The sequence below is a fragment of the Pseudomonas sp. W2Oct36 genome, from assembly GCF_041060465.1.
In the GTDB taxonomy this organism is placed as follows: domain Bacteria; phylum Pseudomonadota; class Gammaproteobacteria; order Pseudomonadales; family Pseudomonadaceae; genus Aquipseudomonas; species Aquipseudomonas graminis_B.
This window is the reverse complement of sequence record NZ_JAUERW010000010.1, coordinates 168534-190960: the sequence shown is the minus strand read 5'-3', so window position 1 is coordinate 190960 and position 22427 is coordinate 168534. Positions and strand designations below refer to the sequence as shown.

Sequence of the window (22427 nt, the reverse complement as noted above, 5' to 3'; positions counted from 1 at the left end):
CTACAAGGGATCGGGGCCGGTGTGCGCACCATCAATCTTGAAGCGTGACGCCTGACGCTTTCCCGGCTGAAGCCGGTCCTACAAGGGATCGAGGCCGGTGTGCGCACCATCAATCTTGAAGCGTGACGCCTGACGCTTTCCCGGCTGAAGCCGGTCCTACAAGGGATCGGGGCCGGTGTGCGCACCATCAATCTTGCGGCGTGACGACTGACGCCTTCCCGGCTGAAGCCGGTCCTACAAATCACCCCACAACTGTTGCGCGATGCTCAGCGCCACCACTGGCGCGGTTTCGGTGCGCAGCACGCGGGGGCCGAGGCGGGCGGCGTGGAAACCGGCGTCCTGTGCCTGGGCCAATTCGGCGTCATTCAGCCCACCTTCAGGACCAATCAAAAAGGCCAGACTGCCGGGCTTTTCATGGCTGGTCAGCGGCGCCGCGACCGGGTGCAGCACCAGCTTCAAGTCCGCTTCCGTCTGCTTGAGCCACTCGGCCAGAGTCACCGGCCCATGAATCACCGGCACCACCGAGCGTCCGCACTGTTCGCAGGCGCTGATCGCGATCTGCTGCCAATGGGCCTGACGCTTCTCCGCACGCTCATCTTTGAGACGCACTTCGCAGCGTTCGCTGATGATCGGGGTGATTTGCGTCACGCCCAGCTCGGTGGCTTTCTGAATGGCCCAATCCATCCGCTCACCCCGGGAGAGGCCCTGGCCAAGATGGATCTGCAAGGGCGACTCCGGCTGACCGGCAAAGCGTTCGCTCACCTGCACCCGCACCTGCTTTTTGCCGACTTGCGCCAGCGTGGCGCGAAACTCATGGCCCGAACCATCGAACAGCTGCACCGCGTCGCCTTCGGACATGCGCAACACGCGGCTGATGTAATGGGCCTGGGCCTCTGGCAGTTCGTGCTCCCCGACGCTGAGGGTGGCATCGACGAAAAAGCGGGACAGTCTCATGGTTGTGTCTCTAAAGATTGTGTTGAATGCAGCGCCTGGAGAATGGGTGTAACGGCCTGCTAGCCAGGATCACGAAAATCCGGATGGAAGTCCTCTCTCACCGCCACGCTCACGCTGCTGCGCGTTGCGATATCGATCCCCTCGGTCGCCACTTCTGCCAGAAAGTCGATCTGCTCCGGCGTAATCACATACGGCGGCAGGAAGTAGACCACGCTGCCCAGTGGACGCAGCAAAGCACCTCGGGTCAGCGCGTGCTCGAACACCTTCAGCCCGCGCCGCTCCTGCCACGGATACGGCGTTTTAGTGGGCTTGTCCTGCACCATCTCGATGGCAATCGCCATTCCGGTCTGCCGCACTTCAGCGACGTTCGGGTGATCGACCAGATGCGCTGTCGCGGTCTTCATGCGCTGGGCCAGCGCCTTGTTGTTTTCGATGACGTTGTCCTGCTCGAAAATATCCAGCGTCGCCAACGCCGCCGCGCACGCCAGCGGGTTGCCGGTGTAACTGTGGGAGTGCAGAAACGCGCGCAGCGTCGGGTAATCGTCGTAAAACGCGTCGTACACATCATCGGTGGTGATGCACGCCGCCAGCGGCAGATAGCCGCCGGTCAGCGCCTTGGACAGGCACAGGAAGTCCGGGCGGATGCCGGCCTGCTCGCAGGCGAACATGGTTCCGGTGCGGCCGAAGCCCACGGCGATCTCGTCATGAATCAGGTGCACGCCATACCGGTCGCAGGCCTCGCGCAGCAGCTTGAGGTAGATCGGGTCGTACATGCGCATGCCGCCCGCGCCTTGAATCAGCGGCTCGATGATCACCGCCGCGACGCTGTCGTGATGCTCGGCGAGGGTTTGCTCCATCACCGCGAACATCGTCCGGGTGTGCTCTTCCCAGCTCACGCCTTCAGGCCGGTGGTAGCAGTCCGGGCTTGGCACCTTGATGGTGTCCATCAGCAGCGCTTTGTAGGTCTCGGTGAACAGCGGCACGTCACCGACCGCCATCGCGGCCATGGTTTCGCCGTGGTAGCTATTGGTCAGGGTGACGAAGCGCTTCTTGTCCGGCTTGCCGCGATTGAGCCAGTAATGAAAGCTCATCTTCAGCGCGACTTCGATGCAGGACGAACCGTTGTCGGCGTAGAAGCAGCGCGTCAGGCCTTCGGGCGTCATCGCCACCAGACGCTCGGACAGCTCGATGACCGGCTGATGGCTGAAGCCTGCCAGGATCACGTGCTCCAGCTGATCGACCTGATCCTTGATGCGCTGATTGATGCGCGGGTTGGCGTGACCGAATACGTTGACCCACCAGGAGCTGACCGCGTCGAGGTAGCGCTTGCCTTCGAAGTCCTCCAGCCAGACCCCTTCGCCGCGCTTGATCGGAATCAGCGGCAGTTTTTCGTGGTCTTTCATCTGGGTGCAGGGGTGCCAAAGGACCTTCAGGTCGCGCTGCATCCACTGGTCGTTAAGGCCCATTACTCTTCTCCACATAGCGGCTCGCATGGCGCGAGGGCAAACAATCGCGCAAGCCTATGCAATGGATGCCAGTGGGACAACCTTTAGCGTGTTGTTTAAATCGCCGCGAGCGCCGCTTTCGAGCCTGACGGACATTGCTGGCGGGCGTTTCGCGGCTCGCGTATCCTTCGCGCTCTTCGAAAAATCGGACAACAAAATCCGACAATTCCCCCCGTTTTTCTCCGGAGTTCGCTGAATGCTTTCTGGTTGGCTGCGCGCCTGTGCGCTGGTGATGGTTGGGATGGTCAGCGCTTCAGCGCTTGCCGTGGATAAACCGCATACGGTGATCGTCGTCGGCGGTGGTCTGGCGGGACTCACGACGGCTTACGAGCTGCAGAGCAAAGGCTGGCAAGTCACCTTGCTGGAAGCCAAACCCACCGTCGGCGGCCGCTCCGGTCTGGCCGGCAGCGAGTGGATCGGCAACGCCAAGGCCCAGCCGGTGCTGAATCAGTACATTGATCGCTTCAAGATCAAGGCGGTGCCCGCGCCGGAATTTGTGCGGACCCCGAGCTACCTGATCGAAGGCGAGTACTTCACTGGCGCCGACCTGGCGACCAAACAGCCGGCGACCGCCGAAGCCATCAAGCGCTACGAAGCAGCGGTGGATGACCTGGCCCGTTCGATCACTGACCCCGACAACCCGGCGGCAAACAGCACCCTGTTTGCGCTGGACCAGATCACCGTCTCCAACTGGCTGGACCGTCTGAGCCTGCCAACCACCGCGCGCCAACTGATCAATCAGCAGATTCGTACGCGCTACGACGAACCTTCGCGTTTGTCGCTGCTGTACCTCGCACAGCAAACACGGGTCAATCGCAACGTCGACGACCGCGACCGCCGCGCCGCTCGCCTGCCGGGTGGTAGCGCCGTGCTGGCCGAGGAGTTCGTCAAACAGCTGAAAGTCATCAAGACCAATTCGCCGGTGTCGGCCATCAATCAGGACAAGGACGGCGTGACCGTCAAGGTCGGTTCGCTGGGCTACGAAGCCGAATATGTCGTGTTGGCCGTGCCGTTGCGCGCACTGAGCAAGATCCAGATGACCCCTGCACTGGACGCCCAGCGTCTGGGCGCGATCAAGAGCACCAACTACGGCTGGCATGACCAGATCATGCTCAAGTTCAAGACCCCGGTCTGGGACAGCAAGGCGCGCATGTCCGGCGAGATCTATAGCAACACCGGCCTCGGCATGTTGTGGGTCGAGCCTGCTTTGAAAGGCGGCGCCAACGTCGTGATTAACCTGGCCGGCGACAACGCCCGCATCATGCAGGCGTTCGGCGACAAGCAACTGGTGGATCAAGTGCTGATCCGCATGCAGGCGTTCTATCCACAGGCCCGCGGCGCGTTCACCGGTTATGAACTGCGTCGCTCCAGCATTGACCCGTCCAGCGGCGGTGCATACCTGGCCTTCGGCCCGGGCCAGATCAGCAAATACTGGCGCTTGTGGGAACGACCACTGCAGCGCGTAGCCTTTGCCGGCGAACACACCGACACTTTGTACCCAGGCACCCTGGAAGGCGCATTGCGTTCAGGTCAGCGCGCGGCCATTCAGGTGCAGGGCCTGTCTGAAGGCAAGTCGTACGAGCCGGTCAAAGCGCCGCCTCCGAAGGCCCCTGAACCGACCAAGGAAAGCAGCGGCGGCATTGGCGGCTTCTTCTCGAACATGTTCGGCGGTTCCAAGCCTGAGCCGAAACCGGCCGAGAAAGCCCCAGCGCCTGCTCCGACCCCGGCTCCAGCGCCTGCCCCGGTAACGCCGCCGCCAGCTCCAGTGGTTGAACCGTCCAAGCCTGCGGTCGTGGAGCCTGCGAAAAAGGCCCCGGCCAAGAAAGAACCGGCGAAGAAGGAGCCCGTCAAAAAGGCTCCGGCCAAACCGGCAGCCATCCACAAAGCCCCTGCCAAAACCGACGCTGCGAAAAAAGCGCCGGCCAAGGCCACGGGTGACAAGGCAGCACCGGCCACTCCGGCGGCTCCGGCAGCGGCTCCGGCAGCACCGGCGACCGACAGCAAAAACTGATCGGTAACGGCTGAAAGCAAAGGCGCGGCTTGATACCGCGCCTTTTTTTCGCCTGGATAAAACGTAACGCTGGCTTAATCTCATTCGGACGAAAATATGTCAGGAGATTTCAATCGGATTTCCTGATTCTTCAAAGCAACATTTTGCGCTTTCTTTCGATAGGTAAAGCGCTAGTCTCTCCTCGGCCCTCACAGGATATTCAGCATGCAGTTACGCAACTCATCTTCTCGCTATGGCTGGGTCAGCATCGTTTTGCATTGGGGTGTCGCGCTGACGGTGTTCGGCATGTTTGCGCTAGGGTTGTGGATGGTAGGGCTGGGCTATTACGACACGTGGCGTAAGGCCGGCCCTGACCTGCACAAGAGCATCGGCATCACGCTGTTCCTGTTCATGCTGATCCGGGTGATCTGGCGCTTCGTCAGCCCGCCGCCAGCAGCGCCTGCCACCCACAGCCGGTTTGTGAAAACGGCTGCGAAACTGGGCCATGCGTTTCTGTACCTGGACCTGTTTTTGGTGATGTTCGCCGGTTACCTGATTTCCACCGCAGACGGTGTCGGGATTCCGGTGTTTGGATTGTTCGAAGTGCCTGCCTTGATCAGCGGACTGCCCGACCAGGCAGACGTCGCAGGCACCGTGCACTTGTACCTGGCCTGGACCCTGGTGATTTTTGCAGGACTCCACGGGCTGGCCGCTTTGAAGCATCACTTCGTTGATCGTGATGCCACCCTTGTACGTATGCTTGGCCGCAAGGCCTGATACTCAATTCAACTAGAAAGGAAGACGACGTATGTTGAAAAAGACACTTGCTGCACTGGCCCTGGGTACCGCGCTGCTGACGGCCGGTCAGGCAATGGCCGCTGATTACACGATCGACAAGGAAGGCCAACACGCCTTCATCAACTTCAAGATCAGCCACCTGGGCTACAGCTTCATCTACGGCACGTTCAAGGACTGGAACGGCACATTCAGCTTCGACGCCGCCAAGCCTGAAGACAGCAAGATCAGCATCGACTTGAAGACCGCGAGCGTCTTCACCAACCACGCTGAACGTGACAAGCACATCAGCAGCAAGGACTTCCTCGACGTCGCGACCTATCCTGACGCCAAGTTTGTTTCCACCAAGGTCACCAACATCGGCAAGAATGCTGACGGTAAGACCACGGCTGACGTGATCGGCGACCTGACCCTGCACGGCGTGACCAAGCCGGTCACCGTCAAGACTACCTTCCTGGGTGAAGGCAAGGATCCATGGGGCGGCTACCGTGCCGGCTTCGAGGGCACTACTTCGATCAAGCGTTCTGATTTCGGCAAGATGATGGACCTGGGTCCACAGTCCGACACCCTGGAGCTGGACATCTCGTTCGAAGGCGTCAAAGCCAAGTAAGACGAGTTTTCGTGGTGATGAAGCGCCGACCTTTGGGTCGGCGTTTTTGTGTGTGGCATTGCTTGAATCACGCAAACAAAAACGCCCCGAACCAGTCGGGGCGTTTTATTGGCTGCGTAACAACCGGCGCTGCTTAACCTTCGCGGTTGCGGGTCAGCAGGGCTGGTTTTTCACCGCGTGGGCGGCTTGGCAACTGATCAAGTTGTTCAGCCGAAGGGAAACGATCGCCCTTGGACTCTTTGTGCATGATCTTCGGTGCTGGCTGACCGTCGCGAGGCCCGCGTACCGCTGGCTCCTGACGCGCTGGCTGGTCTTCGCGCGCCGGACGACGAGCACGAGGCTGGTCTTCGCGACGAGCCTGACCGTCACGGCCGGAACCGTTGCGAGGACCGCTGCGTTTGGCCGGTGCGCCGGCGGCGTCGGTGCTGGCGGAGCCGCCAGTGGCCGAACCACTGCGCGGACCGCTACGGCCTGGTGCCTGACCGCGAGGTGCCGGTGCGGCGCCCGTGGCAGGAGCGCCCGGACGACGGCCGCGGCCCTGGTTCTTGTTCTGGTACGGGCTGACGTAGTCGGCACGGTTGCCGAAGTTATCCACTTCGTCATCCAGGAACTCGTCAGGTGCGCGATTAGCACCCGCAGCCGCTGGCTGCGACTGACGTGACTCGCTCAACGGGGTGCCCTGACGCGGCTTTTGAGGGCGCGCCGGACGTGCCGGGCGCTCGCCCGAAGGTGCTGCCGCGGCCGTTGCCGGCTTTTCCTTGCCCTTGTCTTTGCCTTTGTCCTTGCGACCGCCGCCACCGCCGCCGCCGTTTGGGCCATCGCCACGCGGGCCACGGGCATTGCGCGGGTTACGCACATCCGGACGCTCGCGGACTTCCGGCTTCTCGGCTTCAACGGCCGTGATGTCGAAGCCCATCAGATCGCCGTCGGCAATCTTCTGCTTGGTCATGCGCTCGATGCTTTTCAGCAGCTTCTCTTCGTCCGGCGCAACCAGCGAGATCGCCTCGCCGCTACGGCCTGCGCGACCGGTACGGCCGATGCGGTGCACGTAGTCTTCGTCGACGTTAGGCAGTTCGAAGTTGACCACGTGGGGCAACTGGTCGATGTCCAGACCACGGGCAGCGATGTCGGTCGCGACCATGATGCGAACGGTGCCGGCCTTGAAGTCGGCCAGCGCTTTGGTGCGTGCGTTCTGGCTCTTGTTGCCGTGGATCGCCACAGCGCTGAGGCCGTGCTTATCCAGGTACTCGGCCAGGCGGTTGGCGCCGTGCTTGGTGCGGGTAAACACCAGCACCTGTTCCCACGCGCCTTGAGTGATCAAGTGCGCCAGGAGCGAGCGTTTGTGGTTGGCCGGCAGGCGGAACACACGCTGCTCGATACGCTCGACCGTGGTGTTCGGCGGCGTGACTTCAATGCGTTCCGGGTTGTGCAGCAGTTTACCGGCCAGCGCGGTGATGTCCTGGGAGAACGTTGCCGAGAACAGCAGGTTCTGACGCTTGGACGGCAGGCGTGCAAGGACTTTCTTCACGTCGTGAACGAAGCCCATGTCGAGCATGCGGTCGGCTTCGTCCAGGACAAGGATTTCAACGTGGGACAGATCGACGCTGCCCTGACCGGCCAGATCGAGCAAACGACCCGGGCAGGCAACCAGTACGTCAACGCCGCGTGCCATGGCCTGAACCTGCGGGTTCATGCCGACACCGCCGAAGATGCAGGTACTGACGAACTTGAGGTTCTTGGCGTAGATCTTGAAGCTGTCGTGGACTTGAGCGGCCAGTTCACGAGTAGGGGTCAGGACCAGAACACGCGGTTGGCGCGGGCCGTGACGCTGGGATTTGTCCGGATGACCGTTAGGAAACAACCGCTCCAGGATAGGGAGGGCGAAACCACCGGTTTTACCAGTACCTGTCTGGGCGGCGACCATCAGATCGCGGCCTTGCAACACGGCGGGAATGGCCCGCTGTTGCACTGGGGTAGGCTGGGTGTAGCCAGCAGCCTCGATGGCGCTGACTAAAGCCTCGGAGAGACCGAGGGAAGCAAAGGACATGAGTAATCCTGTCTTGAGTTGGGGCCATAGAGGCCCAAATAGGGATGATCTTCCAGGCGCAGACTAAAGGTTCTGCACGTAACGTGAATGCGCTCGACCCTGCTGCGGTCATCGCACAGTCCTTGGAAGGTGCAATGGCGTCCGGTCCTGTGGAGGTCTGTAAGTTCAACTCGGGCAGGGGCGCTAAAAAGTGCGCTGCTGACGTGTTCGAGAAGTCTTCTGTGAGACCGTGCACCCGGGCGCAAGCCTGGCGGGGACGCCGGAGTATAACAGAGCAATCACAACGCGCTGCTTTCCTGCTGCTCAACGGTTTTATCGACCCTTTCCTCCGATTCTGCAGGGAGTGTCGTCGGCGTTTCGCCGGTGTACCGCTCCACCAGTTTCGCGTACGCGGGCTCACGCTTGAAACGCTTCAGTTCTGCACTGAACCGCTGGGCCAGCAGGTCCATGCCGGCATTGCGGCGCAGCGCCAGATACTGCCCCCGGTGATTGAGCACGGTCGGCAGCTGACTAACCTGGCCTTGGAGCTTGAGCCGCTCGATCATCTGCCGGCCCAGCAGGCGATCGGTCACCATCAGATCGATGCGGCCGCGAATCAGTTTGCCGAAGTTCGCTTCATGGCTCGGCGCAGGCTCTCGGATGAACGCCGTCGAGGTGTCGAACGCCGGGATGTATCGATAGCCCGGAGAGACGCCGATGGTCAGCCCGCGCAAGTCCTCCATGCTATTGAAGGCATGGGGCCTGGCATTGGCCTGAAACAGCACCCAGTCAATGCTCGACAACGGTTCGTCCGGATACAACAGATCAACGCGCGCCTCGTCCTTGTTTATATCGAGAACACCGTCGGCCTCGCCTTCACTGAGCATCATCAGGCAGCGCTTCCAGGGGAGAAACTGCCACTCGACGTCGATGCCCAGGCGTTCGAACACAATCGCCGTGGTGTCGTAATCAAGCCCGGAGGCGTGGTTGCCGTCCACGATGACATAGGGTGACCAGGGTTCGGTGACGATCCGCAATTGCTCGCCCAGCGCGCTGAAGCTCAGGCAGGCCAGGAGGACAGCAACGGATAGGGGAAAGATGGGCGGCATGCGCGCGAGATTACGACGCAAGCTAACTAAATAGAAGTGATGATTCTCAACAAAAGCAGAAGGCAGGGCTCAACGACGGGACTGGCAGGCTTCGGGGTGAAGAAGCCTGCCAGTGAAGCCAGCGAAGCTTCAATCCGACTGGATTGAAACCGTTATCACGCAGAGAGCTTCAGATTGTTCCAGACCGCCAGGCTCGGTTCGGCCTGATTCAGCGTGTAGAAATGCAGGCCGGGGGCGCCACCGTGCAGCAGTCGTTCGCACATTTCAGTGATGACATGCTCGCCGAACGCTTGAATGCTGGCCGTATCATCGCCGTACGCTTCCAGCTGCTTGCGAACCCAGCGCGGGATCTCCGCACCGCACGCGTCCGAAAAGCGCGCCAGTTTGCTGTAGTTGGTGATCGGCATGATGCCCGGCACGATCGGAATATCCACGCCCAGCTTCTGCACGCGCTCGACGAAGTGGAAGTAGCTGTCGGCGTTGAAGAAGTACTGGGTTATCGCACTGTTGGCGCCGGCGTTGGCCTTGCGCACGAAGTTTTTCAGATCGTCTTCGAAGTTGCGCGCTTGGGGGTGCATCTCGGGGTAGGCCGCGACTTCAATGTGGAAATGATCGCCGGTTTCTTCACGGATGAAGCTCACCAGGTCATTGGCATAACGCAACTCACCACTGGCCATGCCCATGCCGGACGGCAGGTCACCGCGCAGGGCAACGATGCGTTTGATGCCGGCTTCCCGGTACTGCGTCAGCAAGCTGCGCAGGTCGGCCTTGCTGTCACCGACGCACGACAAGTGCGGTGCGGCGGGAATGTGCACTTCTTTTTCCAGCTGCAGCACGGTGTTGATCGTGCGGTCGCGCGTGGAACCCCCGGCACCGTAAGTGCAGGAGAAAAAACTGGGGTTGTAGCTGGCCAGCGTACGCGCCGTGGCAAGCAGTTTTTCATGACCAGCGTCGGTCTTCGTCGGGAAGAATTCGAAGCTGTAGCTACGGTCTTGGCTCATGGAGCGAGTCTCCAGCGGCAAGCTACAAGCCATAAGCTGCAAGAGTGGCCGTGCGCCGTATCCTGCAGATCAAGGCTTGTCACCTGGTGCTGCTAAATGCTTGGACGATTTAAAGCCTGACGCGGCAAGTCATGACAATGGTGATGCCTTTACTTGCCGCCTGAAGCTTGCCGCTTACTGCTTAGTAGCGATAAGCGTGCGGCTTGAACGGACCTTCGACGGTCACGCCGATGTAGTCGGCCTGGGTCTTGGTCAGCTTGGTCACGACGCCGCCGAAGCCACGGACCATTTCCAGGGCCACTTCTTCGTCCAGCTTCTTCGGCAACACTTCAACGGTCAGACGCTCGGCTTTCTGGGCAGGGCTCAGGTCAGCGTACTTCTGGCCGAACAGGAAGATCTGCGCCAGCACCTGGTTGGCAAACGAGCCGTCCATGATGCGGCTCGGGTGACCGGTGGCGTTGCCCAGGTTCACCAGACGGCCTTCGGCCAGCAGGATCAGGTAGTCGTCGTTCTGAGGATCGAATGCGCCAGCGCCGGTGCGGTGAATCTTGTGCACTTGCGGCTTCACTTCTTCCCATGCCCAGTTCTTGCGCATGAAAGCGGTGTCGATTTCGTTGTCGAAGTGACCGATGTTGCAGACCACTGCGCGTTTTTTCAGCGCCTTGAGCATGTTGGCGTCGCAGACGTTGACGTTACCGGTGGTGGTGACGATCAGGTCGATCTTGCCCAGCAGTGCTTTGTCGATGCTCGCTTCGGTGCCGTCGTTCTCGCCGTCGATGAAAGGCGAAACCAGTTCGAAACCGTCCATGCAAGCTTGCATGGCGCAGATCGGGTCGACTTCGGTGACCTTGACGATCATGCCTTCCTGACGCAGCGACTGAGCCGAACCCTTGCCCACGTCACCGTAGCCGATGACCAGCGCTTGCTTGCCGGACAACAGGTGGTCGGTGCCGCGCTTGATGGCGTCGTTCAGGCTGTGACGGCAGCCGTACTTGTTGTCGTTCTTGCTCTTGGTGACCGAGTCGTTGACGTTGATCGCAGGGATCTTCAGTTCGCCCTTGGCCAGCATATCCAGCAGACGGTGAACGCCCGTGGTGGTCTCTTCGGTCACGCCATGGACGCGGTCCAGGATGGCCGGGTATTTCTTGTGCAGCAGCTCGGTGAGGTCGCCGCCGTCGTCGAGGATCATGTTGGCGTCCCATGGCTGACCGTCCTTGAGGATGGTCTGCTCCAGGCACCACTCGTACTCGGCTTCGGTTTCGCCTTTCCAGGCGAAGACCGGAATGCCGGCAGCAGCGATAGCGGCAGCCGCCTGATCCTGAGTCGAGAAGATGTTGCAGGACGACCAGCGTACTTCGGCACCCAGGGCAACCAGGGTTTCGATCAGCACGGCAGTCTGAATGGTCATGTGGATGCAGCCGAGAATCTTCGCGCCCTTGAGCGGTTGATCGCCAGCGTACTTGCGACGCAGGCCCATCAGGGCTGGCATTTCGGATTCGGCGATAATGGTTTCGCGACGGCCCCAGGCAGCCAGGGACATGTCGGCGACTTTGTAGTCGTTGAAATCGTTGGGCGTCAGTACAGCACTCATAAAGAGTCTCCATTCGTAGGGTGCGAATGGGCGCCGTTGTGCGTTTAAAGCTTGACCGGCGGGAGGCCTGATCAAACAACGCCCTCTCCGAGCCTGACAGGTCTGACCTGCTGCAGCGCCCCTCGGACAGGTGGCGGGAAAACGGTAACAAGGTGTGATGACCGTTTTTTGAAGCGGTGCCGATTATCTTTCTTTGAGCTGCAAGTGGCAAGCTGCAAGCGGCAAGCGGTAAACAACAGCGGGCCTGCTTTTAACTTGCAGCTTCAGGCTTGAAGCTTGAAGCTGGCGCACATCCCCCACCGTCTCCCAAACACCCCGGAGCCTCCATGAACTTTCACACCCGCAAATGGGTAAAACCCGAAGACCTCAACCCCAACGGCACGTTGTTCGGCGGCAGTCTCCTGCGCTGGATCGACGAAGAGGCGGCCATCTACGCCATTGTGCAGTTGGGCAATCAGCGCGTTGTGACCAAGTACATTTCCGAGATCAACTTCGTCAGCGCCTCGCGTCAGGGCGACATCATCGAGCTGGGGATTACCGCGACCGAATTCGGCCGCACATCCATCACGCTAACGTGCCAGGTCCGCAACAAGATCACCCGCAAGAGCATTCTCACGGTTGAGAAAATGGTCTTCGTGAATCTGGGCGAAGACGGCCTGCCGGCGCCACACGGCAAGACCGAAATCACCTACGTGAAGGATCAGTTCAAGGAAGATGTGATCAACGAATGATCGCGCTGCGCGCCTGCCAGTCACGCAGCCACTGCAGCCCTTCGGTGGTATCGCCTTTCGGGCGGTACTCGCAGCCGACCCAGCCGGTGTAGCCCAGGCGGTCGATTTCTTCGAACAGCCACGGGTAATTCACTTCCCCCACGCTCGGCTCATGGCGGTCCGGCACGCCGGCGATCTGGATGTGGCCGATACCGGCGAAGTCGCGGCGCAGCTTGCTGGTGACGTCGCCCTCGACGATCTGGCAGTGATAGCAGTCGAACTGCACCCGCAGATTGTCGGCGCCGACTTCTTTAAGCACAGCCTGGCCTTGATCCTGACGGTTCAGGAAGAAGCCCGGAATGTCGCGGGTGTTGATCGGCTCGATCAACACCGTCAGCCCGACCTTGGCCGCTTGTTGTGCGGCGAAGCTCAGGTTTTCCAGGTACACCGCGTGATGCTTCTGGCGCAAGTCTTCACTGGGCAGCAGGCCGGCCATGACGTGAATGCGGTCGTTACCCAGAACCGCTGCGTAATCCAGCGCTTTCTGGAAGCCGTCGCGGAATTCACCCTCCCGGCCAGGCAACGAAGCAATGCCGCGCTCGCCTTTGGAGAAGTCGCCCGGCGGGGCGTTGAACAGCGCCTGGGTCAGGCCGAAGTCGTCCAGACGCAGCTTGATTTCCTCGGCTTTGAAGTCGTACGGAAACAGGTATTCCACGCCCTTGAAGCCGTCACTCGCCGCAGCCGAGAAACGCGCCAGAAAGTCGTGTTGCGGATACATCATGCTGAGGTTGGCAGCGAAGCGAGGCATGGTTATCTCCTAGTTGAAGCCGTTAGACGAAAGGCCAGAGCAGCAGCGTCATCAAGAACCCGAGGGTGCCCAGAATGGTCACCAGGAAGGTCCAGGTGCGCAGGCCGTCGGCAACGTTCAGGCCCGCCAGTTTGGTGAACATCCAGTAACCGGCGTCGTTGATGTGCGACATCGCCAGACCGCCACCGCCCATGGCCAGACAGAGCAGGGCCATGTGGTTGGCGCTCAGGTTCAGCGTGGCGATCAGCGGGCTGAGAATGCCGGCCGTGGTGACCAGCGCCACTGTGGTCGAGCCCTGCACGGCGCGCAACAGCAGCGTCAGCAGGAAGCCCAGCGCGAGAACCGGCAGCCCGGTGTTGCGCAGTGCTTCGGACACCACTGCGCCGATACCGGTATCCACCAGCACCTTGCCGAACACGCCGCCAGCACCCGCAATCAGGATCACCATCGCCACGCCGGGCAATGCCGAACCCACGACATCGGACACCTGACTGCGGCTCCAGCCGCGGCGCGAACCCAGCAGCCATGCGCACAGCAGTGTGTCGATCAGCAGTGCCACCAGCGGCGCGCCGAGAACGGTCAGCACGCTGCGCAGCATTGAGTCGGCCGGCAACATCGTGGTCGCCAGTGTGCCCAGCAGGATCAGAATGATCGGCAGCAGAATCAGCGCGATGATGATGCCTGCACCCGGCGCCGGCGCCTTCGGCAGGCGTGCCGCCAGGCTGCTGGCGTTTTCTTCAAGGCCCAGTTCTTTGGTGTGGGTCGCTTCAGACACCCGCGAATAATCGTTGTTGGCCCATGCCACCAGGTCTTCGTTGGTGACGTGGGAGCCATACACTTCGCTGCGAATATCGTCGGTCATCGGGTAGACCTTGCGGGTCATGCGCCCGGCAATCAGGTAACCGATCAGGCACAGAATGCCCACCATCGGCAGCCCGAACATCAACACGCGACCCAGGTCCGCACCCAGCTGGCCGGCTGCTGCGACGGCGCCCGGGTGCGGCGGCAGGAAGGCGTGCACCGACAGCAGCGCTGCGCACATCGGCAGCGCGTAAACCAGCAGCGGTTTACGTGCGGCACGGGCAACCCCGTAGGCCAGCGGCATGAGGATGATCACGCCCACTTCGAAGAATACCGGAATACCGACCATGAACCCCGCGACGGTCAGGGCCAGCGGCGTGCGCCGGTTGCCGAAGCGGTTGATCAGCGTCTTGGCCAGCGCCTCGGCGCCGCCGGACAGTTCGATGATGCGGCCGATCATGGCGCCAAGGGCAATGATGATCGCGATGTGGCCGAGGGTTTTGCCCATGCCGCCTTCGATGGTCGCCACCAGGTCGCTTGGTTTAACCCCGGCCACCAGCGCCACGATGATGCTGACCAGCATCAGCGCCACGAACGGTTGGAATTTGTATTTAAGGACCAGAAGCAGCAACAGCGCAATGCCCGCTCCGGCGACGATCATGAGGAATAGAGGAGTCATGTTGTGTCCCGTTGTTATTGTTTTCCGGCGAGGCCGGTCCGCCGAAAACCGGAGGGCCGGTTTTCGATCAAAACGCCGTTGGGGTTACCAGTTCACGCCGAACGTCTGGCGCAGTTCTTCCAAAGCGGCTGCGTCCAGCGGTTCAGGTTTGGGGTTGCTCATCAGCCAGAGGCGTGCGGTCTCCTCCAGCTCTTCCAGCGCATAAGAAGCCTTGGCGACCGAGCTTTCCCAGATCACCGGGCCGAGTCGCTCGAGCATCACGCCACGCACGCTGTTCGCCAGTTTCGCCACTTGTTCAGCGACGTTCGGCGAGCCGGGGCGCTCGTAGGCAATCAAGGGAATGTGCCCGACCTTCATCACCTGATACGGCGTGATGGGCGGGAGGATGTCGTCCGGTTTCCAGACGCCGGCCAGGGTCAGCGCAACCAGATGCGTCGAGTGGGTGTGCACCACGCCGCCAACGCCGGGATTGCGGTCGTAGACCTGACGGTGCAGGGCCAACGTCTTCGACGGCTTGTCCCCGGAGACCCATTCGCCGGCCAGGTTGACCTTGGCGATGGCCTCGGGATCGAGGCGCCCCAGGCAGGCGTCGGTTGGCGTGATCAGCCAGCCATCGTCGAGACGCGCGCTGATGTTGCCCGCGCTGCCGACGGTGTAGCCGCGTCCGAACAGCAGACGGCCGATGGCGCAGATTTCTTCACGCTGCTTGTTTTCGGCGCTCACTGAAGGGCTGGTTACGTTGCTCATTGGGCACTCCCTGCCAGCTGCTTGAGGGCTTTGTCGAAAAAGTCACGGCCGCCGAAATTCCCTGACTTCAGCGCCAGGGCCAGAGGCGTCGCGCCGCTGCTGATGGTCGCTGGAACACCCGGGTCGATCTGCGCGCCGATCTTCAGCAAGCTCACGCCCAGCGCCTGAACCACGGCACCGGAGGTTTCGCCACCGGCGACGACAAAGCGTTTCACGCCCGCGTCAAGCAGGCCGCGGGCGATCTGCCCCAGCGCGTCTTCGACCAGCGCGCCGGCGCGTTCGACGCCGAGTTTTTGCTGCACGGCTTTGACTTCTTCCGGGCTGCTGGTCGCGTAGATCAACACGGTTTGCCCGGCATCGCGGGCGAACGCCAATGCGTCTGCCACCACCGGTTTGCCGTCAGCCAGTGCCAACGGATCGATGCGCAGGGCAGGCCGTTTGGCCTCAAGCCAGGCGGCAACCTGACCGTTGGTGGCGACCGATGCGCTGCCCGCCAATACCACTTCGCCGCCGTCGACGTGCTCAAGCTTCGCCGCATTGATGTCACGCAACTTGCCCGCTTTGCGGAAATTACCCGGCAGACCGAGCGCCAGACCCGAGCCACCGGTGAGCAGCGGCAAGTCGGCGCAGGCTTCGCCCAGCGTGTACAAATCAGCGTCCGACAATGCGTCGGCAATCGCCATGACCACGCCGTCCGCACGCAGCTCTTTGATGCGCGCACGCACGCCGTCGACGCCTTTGGCGATGCTGTCGTAACGCAGCAAGCCGACTTTCTGCGTAGTCTGGGATTGCAGCACGCGCACCAGATTGGCGTCGGTCATCGGCGTCAGCGGATGGTTTTGCATGCCGCATTCGCTGAGCAGTTGGTCCTGCACGAACAAGTGGCCGCGGAAGATCGTGCGACCGTTCTCCGGGAACGCCGGGCAGGCCAGGGTGAAGTCGCTGTTCAGCGCCTTGAGCAGCGCATCGCTGACCTGGCCAATGTTGCCTTTGGCGGTGGAATCGAACGTCGAGCAGTACTTGAAGAAGATCTGCTCACAGCCGCGATCACGCAGCCAGTGCAGCGCGGCGAGGGATTCTTCAACCGCTTCTGCCGCCGGCGTGGTGCGGGATTTCAGCGCGATGACGATGGCGTCGGCATCCAGTTCAGCCAGGCTTTCGGCGCTCGGGATGCCAATGCTCTGCACGGTGCGCATTCCACCCCGCACCAGCATGTTGGCCAGGTCGGTGGCGCCGGTGAAGTCATCGGCAATGCAGCCCAACAGAGGGCGCGGAGTCGTGGTGCTCATCAGCGTCATCTCAGTTGTTTTCAGGCTTGGCGGTGGGCAGTTCGATGCCCGGGAAAATCTTGATCACGGCAGAGTCATCCTCGCGGCCAAAGCCAGCGGTAGAGGCCTGCATGAACATCTGGTGGGCGGTGGACGACAACGGCAGCGGGAATTTGCTGGCGCGGGCGGTATCCAGCACCAGGCCCAGGTCTTTGACGAAGATGTCCACGGCCGACAGCGGCGTGTAGTCCGCTTTGAGGATGTGCGGCACGCGGTTCTCGAACATCCACGAGTTACCGGCGCTGTTGGTGATCACTTCGTACAGCGCGTCCGCGTCTACGCCTTCGCGCAGGCCCAGGGCCATGGCTTCGGCGCTGGCGGCGATGTGGACGCCGGCCAGCAGCTGATTGATGATTTTGACTTTCGAACCCAGGCCATGAACGTCGCCCAGGCGATACACCTTGCCCGCCATGCCGTTGAGGATCGCGTCGGCCTTGGCGTAGGAATCAGCCGGGCCGGAGGTCATCATGGTCATCTCGCCAGCAGCTGCCTTGGCCGCGCCGCCGGAGATCGGCGCGTCGAGGTAGAGCAGGCCTTTTTCGGTGAGGCGCTGACCCAGTTCGATGGCGAAGGTCGGTGCGACCGTGGCGCAACCGATGATCAGGCTGCCCGGGCGCAGGGCGGCGACTGCGCCGTTGTCGCCGAACAATACGGTTTCGGTCTGCTCGGCATTGACCACGACGGTGATGATCACGTCGCAGGCAGCGGCCATGCTCGCAGGAGATTCACAGGCAACGCCGCCTTCGCTGGCGAATTGCTCGGTCACGGCCGCGCGCACGTCACAGGCATGAACGTTGAAGCCGCTGCGCAGCAGGGAGCGCGCAATGCCCAGGCCCATCGCACCCAGACCAATGACGCCGACATTCTTGTTATTCATGAATCTCTCCTCGGGTGAGCGCCGAAGTTCATCAGCACTCGAACGGTGTTTGTTCTGATCTGTTAAAGATAGTGAACCCGTGATCGGATAATGTGAAGAGCTTTTTTGAATTAACAAAAATTAACATTGCTGCTGTCGGGCACAAAAAAGCCCCAGTCGAGACTGAGGCCTGGTAACCATCGACTGTAGAAGCGCGCTGAATTAGCGTGGCTGGTCCACCGACGCCAACATCAATTCAACCCCCAGTCCTCGAATGCTGTCCGCTGCGCCGTGGGCGAGGCGGTCGTCGCTGATGATCGTGTCGAACTGCTCCAGACCGGCGACCTTGTACATGCCGAACGTGCCGTATTTCGTGCTGGTCGTCAGCAACACTGTGCGCGACGCCGACTGCATCGCCGCTTGCTTGACCTCAACCTTGAGCGCGGAGGGCGTGGTCGTGCCTCGCTGCAGATCCCATGAGCTGGTGGACATGAACGCGACATCGGTTGCCAGTTGCCGCAACGTCGCCGCTGCCAGCCCGCCGACACAGGATCGGTTCGGGTGGTCCAGCAAGCCGCCGGTATGAATCACATCTACGTGGGCTGCGTCAGCGAGTGCATTGACCACGCCGAAGTCGTTGGTGACCACGGTCATGCCCGCCAGCGCGACGATGTACGGGACAATTTCCAGCGTGCTGGTGCCGGCGTCCAGGTACACGGTCATCTCGGGGTGCAGCAGGCTGGCGGCCAGTTTGGCCATCGCCTGTTTGTGCGGCAGCTCGACCACTGCCTTGGACTGATGACTCGGCTCGCTGTGAACCTGGCTGGCGATGCGCACCCCGCCGGTCACCGAATAGGCACGGCCACTTTGCTCAAGCAGCGCGATGTCGCGGCGGACGGTCATGTGCGAGCAGTCGAACATGTCCATGAGCTGATGCACGCTCAGCACTTGATGCTTGCGCAGCTGACGCAGCATCAACTCCCGGCGCTGATCGGGAATCATCGGCGCTGCGCCACTGAGGGTGGCGTCTTCTTCGCTGGACATGCAGGCTCCTGGGCAACGAGATACAGCCGCGGTCGGCTGGGTGGCTGGCATCTTAGCCAATCGGGATGGCGGTGGCAGTAACGACGAGCAAACTGCACGCGGGTTGTTCTCTGTAGGACTGGCTTCAGCCGGGAAGGGGCCGGTGTGTGCGCCATCAAATTTGCGGTGTGGCGGGTGATGCCTTCCCGGCTAAAGCCGGTCCTACGATTGCATTCGTTGCCTGTAAGAACCTTTCGACGGGCCGTGGCTCTTAGGCTGTAGATGGGCGTTTTCTAATGAAGCTCAAATTCTAAAAAAGGATGCAGGTATGACCGTCGCGTTTTGGTGTGTGTTGATCGTGATTCTGTTGCCGATAGGGTGCGCTGGCATTGCCAAGTTCAGCAGCGGCAAATTCAGTGCACGGCACAATCATGACCCCCGGGACTTTCTCGACCGCCTCGAAGGTCTCCCGCGCCGCGCCCACAATGCGCAGCTCAATAGTTTTGAAGCGATTCCCGGGTTTGCCGCTGGCGTAATCATCGCCCACGTCGCCGGCGTGGCGCAGTTGGTGACGATCGACGTACTCGCCGTGCTGTTCGTGACCAGCCGCCTGCTCTACATCATCTTCTATCTGGCGGATCTCGCGACGTTGCGTTCGCTGGCCTGGATCGTCGGGCTTGGGCTGGTGATTGCGTTGTTTGGCGTCTCAGTCTGATCGCTCAGCGCTTTTGACGCTGCGCGGTCAGTTGGCGCACCTGGCTACTGTGGGAGGGAGCTTGTGTGGGAGGGAGCTTGCTCCCGAAGAGGCCAGTGTAGTAGCTGCAAATCCGATGGGTCTGATACCGCCTCGCGGGCCAGGTGGAGCGCCACCCCGGTCACTCCCACACAAAAAGACACAGGCCCGCAGACGACCTTACTCGTCATCCTCGTCGGGCTGCACCTTCTCCAGTTTTTCCTGCTCGTCCTGCAGTTCCTTGCGGGACTCGGCCAGCTTGTCTTTACGCTTGTCGATTTTCTCCGGATCGCCCTTGCTCATGGCCTTGTTCAGGTCCGCCTGGCGACGGCTGACTTCACGCTTGGCATCCAGCACCTTCTGTTCCTGCTGCTTGACCAGGTCGATGTCGGTGCAGTTGGCGTTCAATTCGCTCAGGGCTTTTTGCAGCCCGGCCTGTTGATCGGTGTTGCCGGCGGCTTTGGCGCTCTCAATCTGAGTGGCGATGTCCTGGCGCTTCGCGGCGCATCCGGACGGTTCCGGCGCCTGCTCGGCTGCAAACACGGGTGCGGCCAGAAACCCGCACGCGGTGAATGCAAAAAGGGATGTCAGGAATTTCATGGATACTCCTTGAATACACGTAGCCGCACGCTCTACACCATCATGCGGCCCTGAAAATACTAAAAACCGTTGATGCCTTCGTCCTTCAGCTGCCTGCTTAGGGCCTGCACCTGCGGGTCTTGAAAAAATGCATGTAACTGCTTCGCACGTCCCGAGCCAATGCCGGGTTCGGCCTGCCATTCAACGACGCTTCGCGAGGCCAGCGCTGCCCACGAATCACCCAGATCAACGCCCGTGGCCGGCGGTAAACCGATGGCTTTGAGCCACACGACAAAGGTTTTATCGCGTGCAGCCTGAAAACTTGCCAGCAGTTTAGCGCTGCTGCGCTCGCCCATGCCGGGAATGTTAGCAAGCTGTGCACCATCGAGGGTCATCCAGCCCAACAAACCCTTTAATTGCCCTGCCTGAATCAACTTATCCCACGTGCCCGGCCCTACGCCGCTGAGCGCCAACCCCTTCTTCCCGCCCAGCCATTTCAACCGTTCGCGGAACTGGCTTTCGCAGCCCTCGACCGGCTGCCAGCAACTCAGCGAATGAAAATCCTCAGCGCGCGGAACGCTCAGCGGCGCCCGCTCGACGCTTCGCGACACCACCTCATCCAGCCGCGGAATCGTCAGCCCGGCCAGGCTGATTGCGACCTGATCCCCAGGCCGAATGTCCATCTCCTGCCAACGCTTGAACGAACCGACGCTGATGCGATTAATCATGCGGTCATCCAGGCGCACCGGTTCGACATCCAGAACGGGCGTGATCTTGCCGCTGCGCCCGACGTTGAAATGAACCTTGCGCACCTCGGCCAGCGCCTGCGCAAACGGGTACTTCCACGCCGCGATCCAGTAAGGCGCTTTCGCCTGCCAGCGCTCGGCTGACGGACGCTCGCCCTGCCGCATAACCACGCCATCGGTGGCAAACGGCAGCGGCGAACGGTACCAGTGCTCTCGCCAGTTTTTCGCCTGAATGAAACCCTCCAACGGCTCACTGAAGCGCGCGCTGTCCTCGAAACCCATGGCCCTGAGCCCTGCCAATCGCTCGGTCATGTCCGACGGACCTTCTGGCCAGTCCCAGACGAACAGCCCGATATTCGCGCCTTCCTGTTCGCTGATCGCGTGACGCGCCAGCAGCCCGGCCACTTTGCTGCGAGCGTTCAGACTGCCGGCGTCTGCCTGAACGTGATCTGTCAGCTTCCAATACAACTCGCCCTGGAGGATCACGGTCTTTTCCCAGGCGAGATGGCGAGGGATCGCCTCGATCTGGTGGGCATGTCCGGTCCAGTCCTGACCGAAAACCCCGTCGCCCCGGCTGATGGCGCTCACCAGTTTCCCGTCGACATACACCAGCGTGACCGCCACGCCGTCCACTTTTGGCTGAATCCATAGATCGCTTCGGCCTTCAAGCCATGCCTGAACGGCGGCCTCGCCCGGCAATTTGGTCAGGCCTGTGTGAGGGATGGGGTGGGCGACGGAACCGCGCGCGGTTTTCAGCGGATTGGAAGGCGACGCCGAAGTGGCGGCGAAACAACTGCGCAGATCGGCGAGTCGCTGAACGGATTGGTCGTACAACTCATCGGCCACCAGAGACACGCCTTGGCGGTGATAGCTGTCGTCCCATTGGGTGATCTGGGTTTGCAGCGAAAGGATCTCGCTTCGGGCTTTGGCCGGTGGCCAGTCGGGGCATGTTTGCGCGTTTGCATGGATGGCCAGAAGAGGCAGTGCACAGAGGACCATTGCGCGAAGGGAGAGCAGCATCGGAGCGTCCTTGCCGGGGGAGGGACTGCAAGGCTAGGTTTTCCCGATGGGTGTTTCATCGCGCCTTGGTTACCGCGTTTGTCTCGTACCGATACAGCCAGGCCCTGATTCCCCGCGCAGCTGTGCCTTGAGCCGCGCGCCCACGAGTGCAAAATGATGTTTCATCCCGGCAACTGGAAGAGACACTGCCATGGACCTGTCGACCCTCGCTGTTTTCATCCCCGCCTGTTTCGCCCTGAACATGGCGCCGGGCCCGAACAATCTGCTCTCCATCAGCAATGCGTCGCGCTACGGATTTATCAGTGCCTGTTCGGGCGGCATTGGTCGGTTGCTGGCATTCGCGATCATGATCGCGCTGGCAGCGGTTGGGCTTACAGCGGTGCTGCATACGTCCGAGTGGCTGTTTCATACGATCAAGATTGTGGGGGCGGCGTATCTGTTCTATCTGGCGTTACAACTGTGGCGAGCGCCATGCGAGGCGCACGATGTCGAAGCCGGCGCGCAGGCCGGAGTGACGAGACTGGCGCGCCAGGAGTTTCTGGTCGCCATCGGCAATCCCAAAGCCATTCTGTTGTTTACGGCGTTCCTGCCGCAGTTTGTGGATCGTTCCGGCGTGGTCACCACTCAGTTCGCACAACTGGGGGCGATGTTTCTGGTGCTGGAATGTATCGCCATCGCGCTGTACTGCTGGATGGGGGTGCATGCGCGTCGGTTGTTTGCCCAGGCGGGTGGCAAGCGGCTGTTCAATCGGGGGTGTGCGGGGTTGTTGGCGAGTGCGGCGTCGTTTTTATTGGTGGCGCGGCGGGGTTAATACGT

Annotated in this window: 20 protein-coding genes and 1 riboswitch; of the genes, 6 read left to right on the top strand and 14 right to left on the bottom strand. The window is 61.3% G+C overall.

Features of this window, described 5'->3' with window-relative positions; all coding sequences use genetic code 11:
• Window positions 1-234: 234 nt before the first annotated feature.
• Both QWI18_RS15470 and QWI18_RS15465 read right to left on the bottom strand, forming a co-directional pair.
• Window positions 235-954, bottom strand: coding sequence for a 16S rRNA (uracil(1498)-N(3))-methyltransferase (locus QWI18_RS15470; protein ID WP_369319204.1), 720 nt, complete (start codon window positions 952-954; stop codon window positions 235-237).
• 59 nt (window positions 955-1013) lie between these two features.
• Window positions 1014-2420, bottom strand: coding sequence for an adenosylmethionine--8-amino-7-oxononanoate transaminase (locus QWI18_RS15465; RefSeq protein ID WP_369319203.1), 1407 nt, complete (start codon window positions 2418-2420; stop codon window positions 1014-1016).
• Window positions 2421-2655: 235 nt separating this feature from the next.
• Between QWI18_RS15465 and QWI18_RS15460 the strand changes: the two genes are divergently transcribed.
• From QWI18_RS15460 to QWI18_RS15450, 3 genes are all read left to right on the top strand, one after another.
• On the top strand, window positions 2656-4470 hold the full coding sequence (locus QWI18_RS15460; protein ID WP_369319202.1) for an FAD-dependent oxidoreductase: 1815 nt from the start codon (window positions 2656-2658) through the stop codon (window positions 4468-4470).
• Between the two features lie 204 nt (window positions 4471-4674).
• A complete protein-coding gene (locus QWI18_RS15455; protein ID WP_065991217.1) occupies window positions 4675-5226 on the top strand; it encodes a cytochrome b in 552 nt (183 codons plus the stop codon).
• A gap of 31 nt (window positions 5227-5257) precedes the next feature.
• Window positions 5258-5854, top strand: a complete 597-nt coding sequence (locus QWI18_RS15450) for a YceI family protein (RefSeq protein ID WP_065991218.1) — start codon at window positions 5258-5260, stop codon at window positions 5852-5854.
• Window positions 5855-5987: 133 nt separating this feature from the next.
• On the opposite strand, the gene QWI18_RS15445 is transcribed toward QWI18_RS15450, so the two are convergent.
• The 4 genes from QWI18_RS15445 to ahcY all read right to left on the bottom strand — a co-directional run bounded on the left by QWI18_RS15445 (window position 5988) and on the right by ahcY (window position 11581).
• Complete coding sequence (locus tag QWI18_RS15445) at window positions 5988-7901, bottom strand: DEAD/DEAH box helicase (protein ID WP_369319201.1); 1914 nt, start codon at window positions 7899-7901, stop codon at window positions 5988-5990.
• 278 nt (window positions 7902-8179) lie between these two features.
• A complete protein-coding gene (locus QWI18_RS15440; protein WP_192135079.1) occupies window positions 8180-8989 on the bottom strand; it encodes an ABC transporter substrate-binding protein in 810 nt (269 codons plus the stop codon).
• A 155-nt stretch (window positions 8990-9144) separates the two neighbouring features.
• Window positions 9145-9990, bottom strand: a complete 846-nt coding sequence (gene metF / locus QWI18_RS15435) for a methylenetetrahydrofolate reductase [NAD(P)H] (protein ID WP_296308877.1) — start codon at window positions 9988-9990, stop codon at window positions 9145-9147.
• A gap of 181 nt (window positions 9991-10171) precedes the next feature.
• Window positions 10172-11581: an adenosylhomocysteinase gene (gene ahcY, locus QWI18_RS15430; protein ID WP_065991222.1), complete on the bottom strand. Its 1410-nt coding sequence runs from the start codon at window positions 11579-11581 to the stop codon at window positions 10172-10174.
• A gap of 21 nt (window positions 11582-11602) precedes the next feature.
• A riboswitch (S-adenosyl-L-homocysteine riboswitch) is annotated at window positions 11603-11711 on the bottom strand.
• Between the two features lie 196 nt (window positions 11712-11907).
• On the opposite strand from ahcY, the gene QWI18_RS15425 reads away from it, so the two are divergent.
• Window positions 11908-12312 carry an acyl-CoA thioesterase gene (locus QWI18_RS15425; protein ID WP_133775566.1) on the top strand — a complete coding sequence of 135 codons (405 nt, stop codon included), beginning with the start codon at window positions 11908-11910 and terminating at the stop codon, window positions 12310-12312.
• On the opposite strand, the gene otnI is transcribed toward QWI18_RS15425, so the two are convergent.
• The 6 genes from otnI to QWI18_RS15395 form a co-directional block, all read right to left on the bottom strand.
• Complete coding sequence (gene otnI / locus QWI18_RS15420; protein WP_369319200.1) at window positions 12302-13099, bottom strand: 2-oxo-tetronate isomerase; 798 nt, start codon at window positions 13097-13099, stop codon at window positions 12302-12304. The two genes, QWI18_RS15425 and otnI, sit on opposite strands and share 11 nt — an antisense overlap.
• 22 nt (window positions 13100-13121) lie before the next feature.
• The gene (locus tag QWI18_RS15415) at window positions 13122-14579 is read right to left on the bottom strand and encodes an SLC13 family permease (RefSeq protein WP_192135056.1); all 1458 of its coding nucleotides are present in this window, start codon (window positions 14577-14579) and stop codon (window positions 13122-13124) included.
• A gap of 84 nt (window positions 14580-14663) precedes the next feature.
• Complete coding sequence (locus QWI18_RS15410) at window positions 14664-15326, bottom strand: aldolase (protein WP_369319199.1); 663 nt, start codon at window positions 15324-15326, stop codon at window positions 14664-14666.
• Entirely contained in the window at window positions 15323-16615 is a 1293-nt protein-coding gene (gene otnK, locus QWI18_RS15405; protein ID WP_369319198.1) for a 3-oxo-tetronate kinase, read from the bottom strand. The genes QWI18_RS15410 and otnK overlap by 4 nt, the downstream gene beginning before the upstream one ends.
• 10 nt (window positions 16616-16625) lie before the next feature.
• Window positions 16626-17648 carry an L-threonate dehydrogenase gene (gene ltnD / locus QWI18_RS15400; protein ID WP_369319197.1) on the bottom strand — a complete coding sequence of 341 codons (1023 nt, stop codon included), beginning with the start codon at window positions 17646-17648 and terminating at the stop codon, window positions 16626-16628.
• A gap of 84 nt (window positions 17649-17732) precedes the next feature.
• Complete coding sequence (locus QWI18_RS15395) at window positions 17733-18554, bottom strand: DeoR/GlpR family DNA-binding transcription regulator (RefSeq protein ID WP_192135051.1); 822 nt, start codon at window positions 18552-18554, stop codon at window positions 17733-17735.
• A 307-nt stretch (window positions 18555-18861) separates the two neighbouring features.
• Between QWI18_RS15395 and QWI18_RS15390 the strand changes: the two genes are divergently transcribed.
• Complete coding sequence (locus QWI18_RS15390; protein ID WP_192135049.1) at window positions 18862-19248, top strand: MAPEG family protein; 387 nt, start codon at window positions 18862-18864, stop codon at window positions 19246-19248.
• Between the two features lie 198 nt (window positions 19249-19446).
• Here QWI18_RS15390 and QWI18_RS15385 read toward each other — a convergent pair whose 3' ends face one another.
• Window positions 19447-19866 (bottom strand): DUF1090 domain-containing protein, encoded by a 420-nt coding sequence (locus tag QWI18_RS15385; RefSeq protein ID WP_192135047.1) that lies wholly within the window; start codon window positions 19864-19866, stop codon window positions 19447-19449.
• A 59-nt stretch (window positions 19867-19925) separates the two neighbouring features.
• Window positions 19926-21611 carry an NAD-dependent DNA ligase LigB gene (ligB, locus tag QWI18_RS15380; RefSeq protein ID WP_192135045.1) on the bottom strand — a complete coding sequence of 562 codons (1686 nt, stop codon included), beginning with the start codon at window positions 21609-21611 and terminating at the stop codon, window positions 19926-19928.
• 190 nt (window positions 21612-21801) lie between these two features.
• Between ligB and QWI18_RS15375 the strand changes: the two genes are divergently transcribed.
• Window positions 21802-22422, top strand: coding sequence for a LysE family translocator (locus QWI18_RS15375; RefSeq protein ID WP_192135043.1), 621 nt, complete (start codon window positions 21802-21804; stop codon window positions 22420-22422).
• Window positions 22423-22427: the final 5 nt, after the last annotated feature.

Excerpts from the sequence above, each read along its gene's own strand:
- QWI18_RS15470 (WP_369319204.1), bottom strand. The coding sequence starts at position 954 with ATGAGACTGTCCCGCTTTTTCGTCGATGCCACCCTCAGCGTCGGGGAG.
- QWI18_RS15465 (WP_369319203.1), bottom strand. The coding sequence starts at position 2,420 with ATGGGCCTTAACGACCAGTGGATGCAGCGCGACCTGAAGGTCCTTTGG.
- QWI18_RS15460 (WP_369319202.1), top strand. The coding sequence starts at position 2,656 with ATGCTTTCTGGTTGGCTGCGCGCCTGTGCGCTGGTGATGGTTGGGATG.
- QWI18_RS15455 (WP_065991217.1), top strand. The coding sequence starts at position 4,675 with ATGCAGTTACGCAACTCATCTTCTCGCTATGGCTGGGTCAGCATCGTT.
- QWI18_RS15450 (WP_065991218.1), top strand. The coding sequence starts at position 5,258 with ATGTTGAAAAAGACACTTGCTGCACTGGCCCTGGGTACCGCGCTGCTG.
- QWI18_RS15445 (WP_369319201.1), bottom strand. The coding sequence starts at position 7,901 with ATGTCCTTTGCTTCCCTCGGTCTCTCCGAGGCTTTAGTCAGCGCCATC.
- QWI18_RS15440 (WP_192135079.1), bottom strand. The coding sequence starts at position 8,989 with ATGCCGCCCATCTTTCCCCTATCCGTTGCTGTCCTCCTGGCCTGCCTG.
- metF (WP_296308877.1), bottom strand. The coding sequence starts at position 9,990 with ATGAGCCAAGACCGTAGCTACAGCTTCGAATTCTTCCCGACGAAGACC.
- ahcY (WP_065991222.1), bottom strand. The coding sequence starts at position 11,581 with ATGAGTGCTGTACTGACGCCCAACGATTTCAACGACTACAAAGTCGCC.
- QWI18_RS15425 (WP_133775566.1), top strand. The coding sequence starts at position 11,908 with ATGAACTTTCACACCCGCAAATGGGTAAAACCCGAAGACCTCAACCCC.
- otnI (WP_369319200.1), bottom strand. The coding sequence starts at position 13,099 with ATGCCTCGCTTCGCTGCCAACCTCAGCATGATGTATCCGCAACACGAC.
- QWI18_RS15415 (WP_192135056.1), bottom strand. The coding sequence starts at position 14,579 with ATGACTCCTCTATTCCTCATGATCGTCGCCGGAGCGGGCATTGCGCTG.
- QWI18_RS15410 (WP_369319199.1), bottom strand. The coding sequence starts at position 15,326 with ATGAGCAACGTAACCAGCCCTTCAGTGAGCGCCGAAAACAAGCAGCGT.
- otnK (WP_369319198.1), bottom strand. The coding sequence starts at position 16,615 with ATGAGCACCACGACTCCGCGCCCTCTGTTGGGCTGCATTGCCGATGAC.
- QWI18_RS15395 (WP_192135051.1), bottom strand. The coding sequence starts at position 18,554 with ATGTCCAGCGAAGAAGACGCCACCCTCAGTGGCGCAGCGCCGATGATT.
- QWI18_RS15390 (WP_192135049.1), top strand. The coding sequence starts at position 18,862 with ATGACCGTCGCGTTTTGGTGTGTGTTGATCGTGATTCTGTTGCCGATA.
- QWI18_RS15385 (WP_192135047.1), bottom strand. The coding sequence starts at position 19,866 with ATGAAATTCCTGACATCCCTTTTTGCATTCACCGCGTGCGGGTTTCTG.
- ligB (WP_192135045.1), bottom strand. The coding sequence starts at position 21,611 with ATGCTGCTCTCCCTTCGCGCAATGGTCCTCTGTGCACTGCCTCTTCTG.
- QWI18_RS15375 (WP_192135043.1), top strand. The coding sequence starts at position 21,802 with ATGGACCTGTCGACCCTCGCTGTTTTCATCCCCGCCTGTTTCGCCCTG.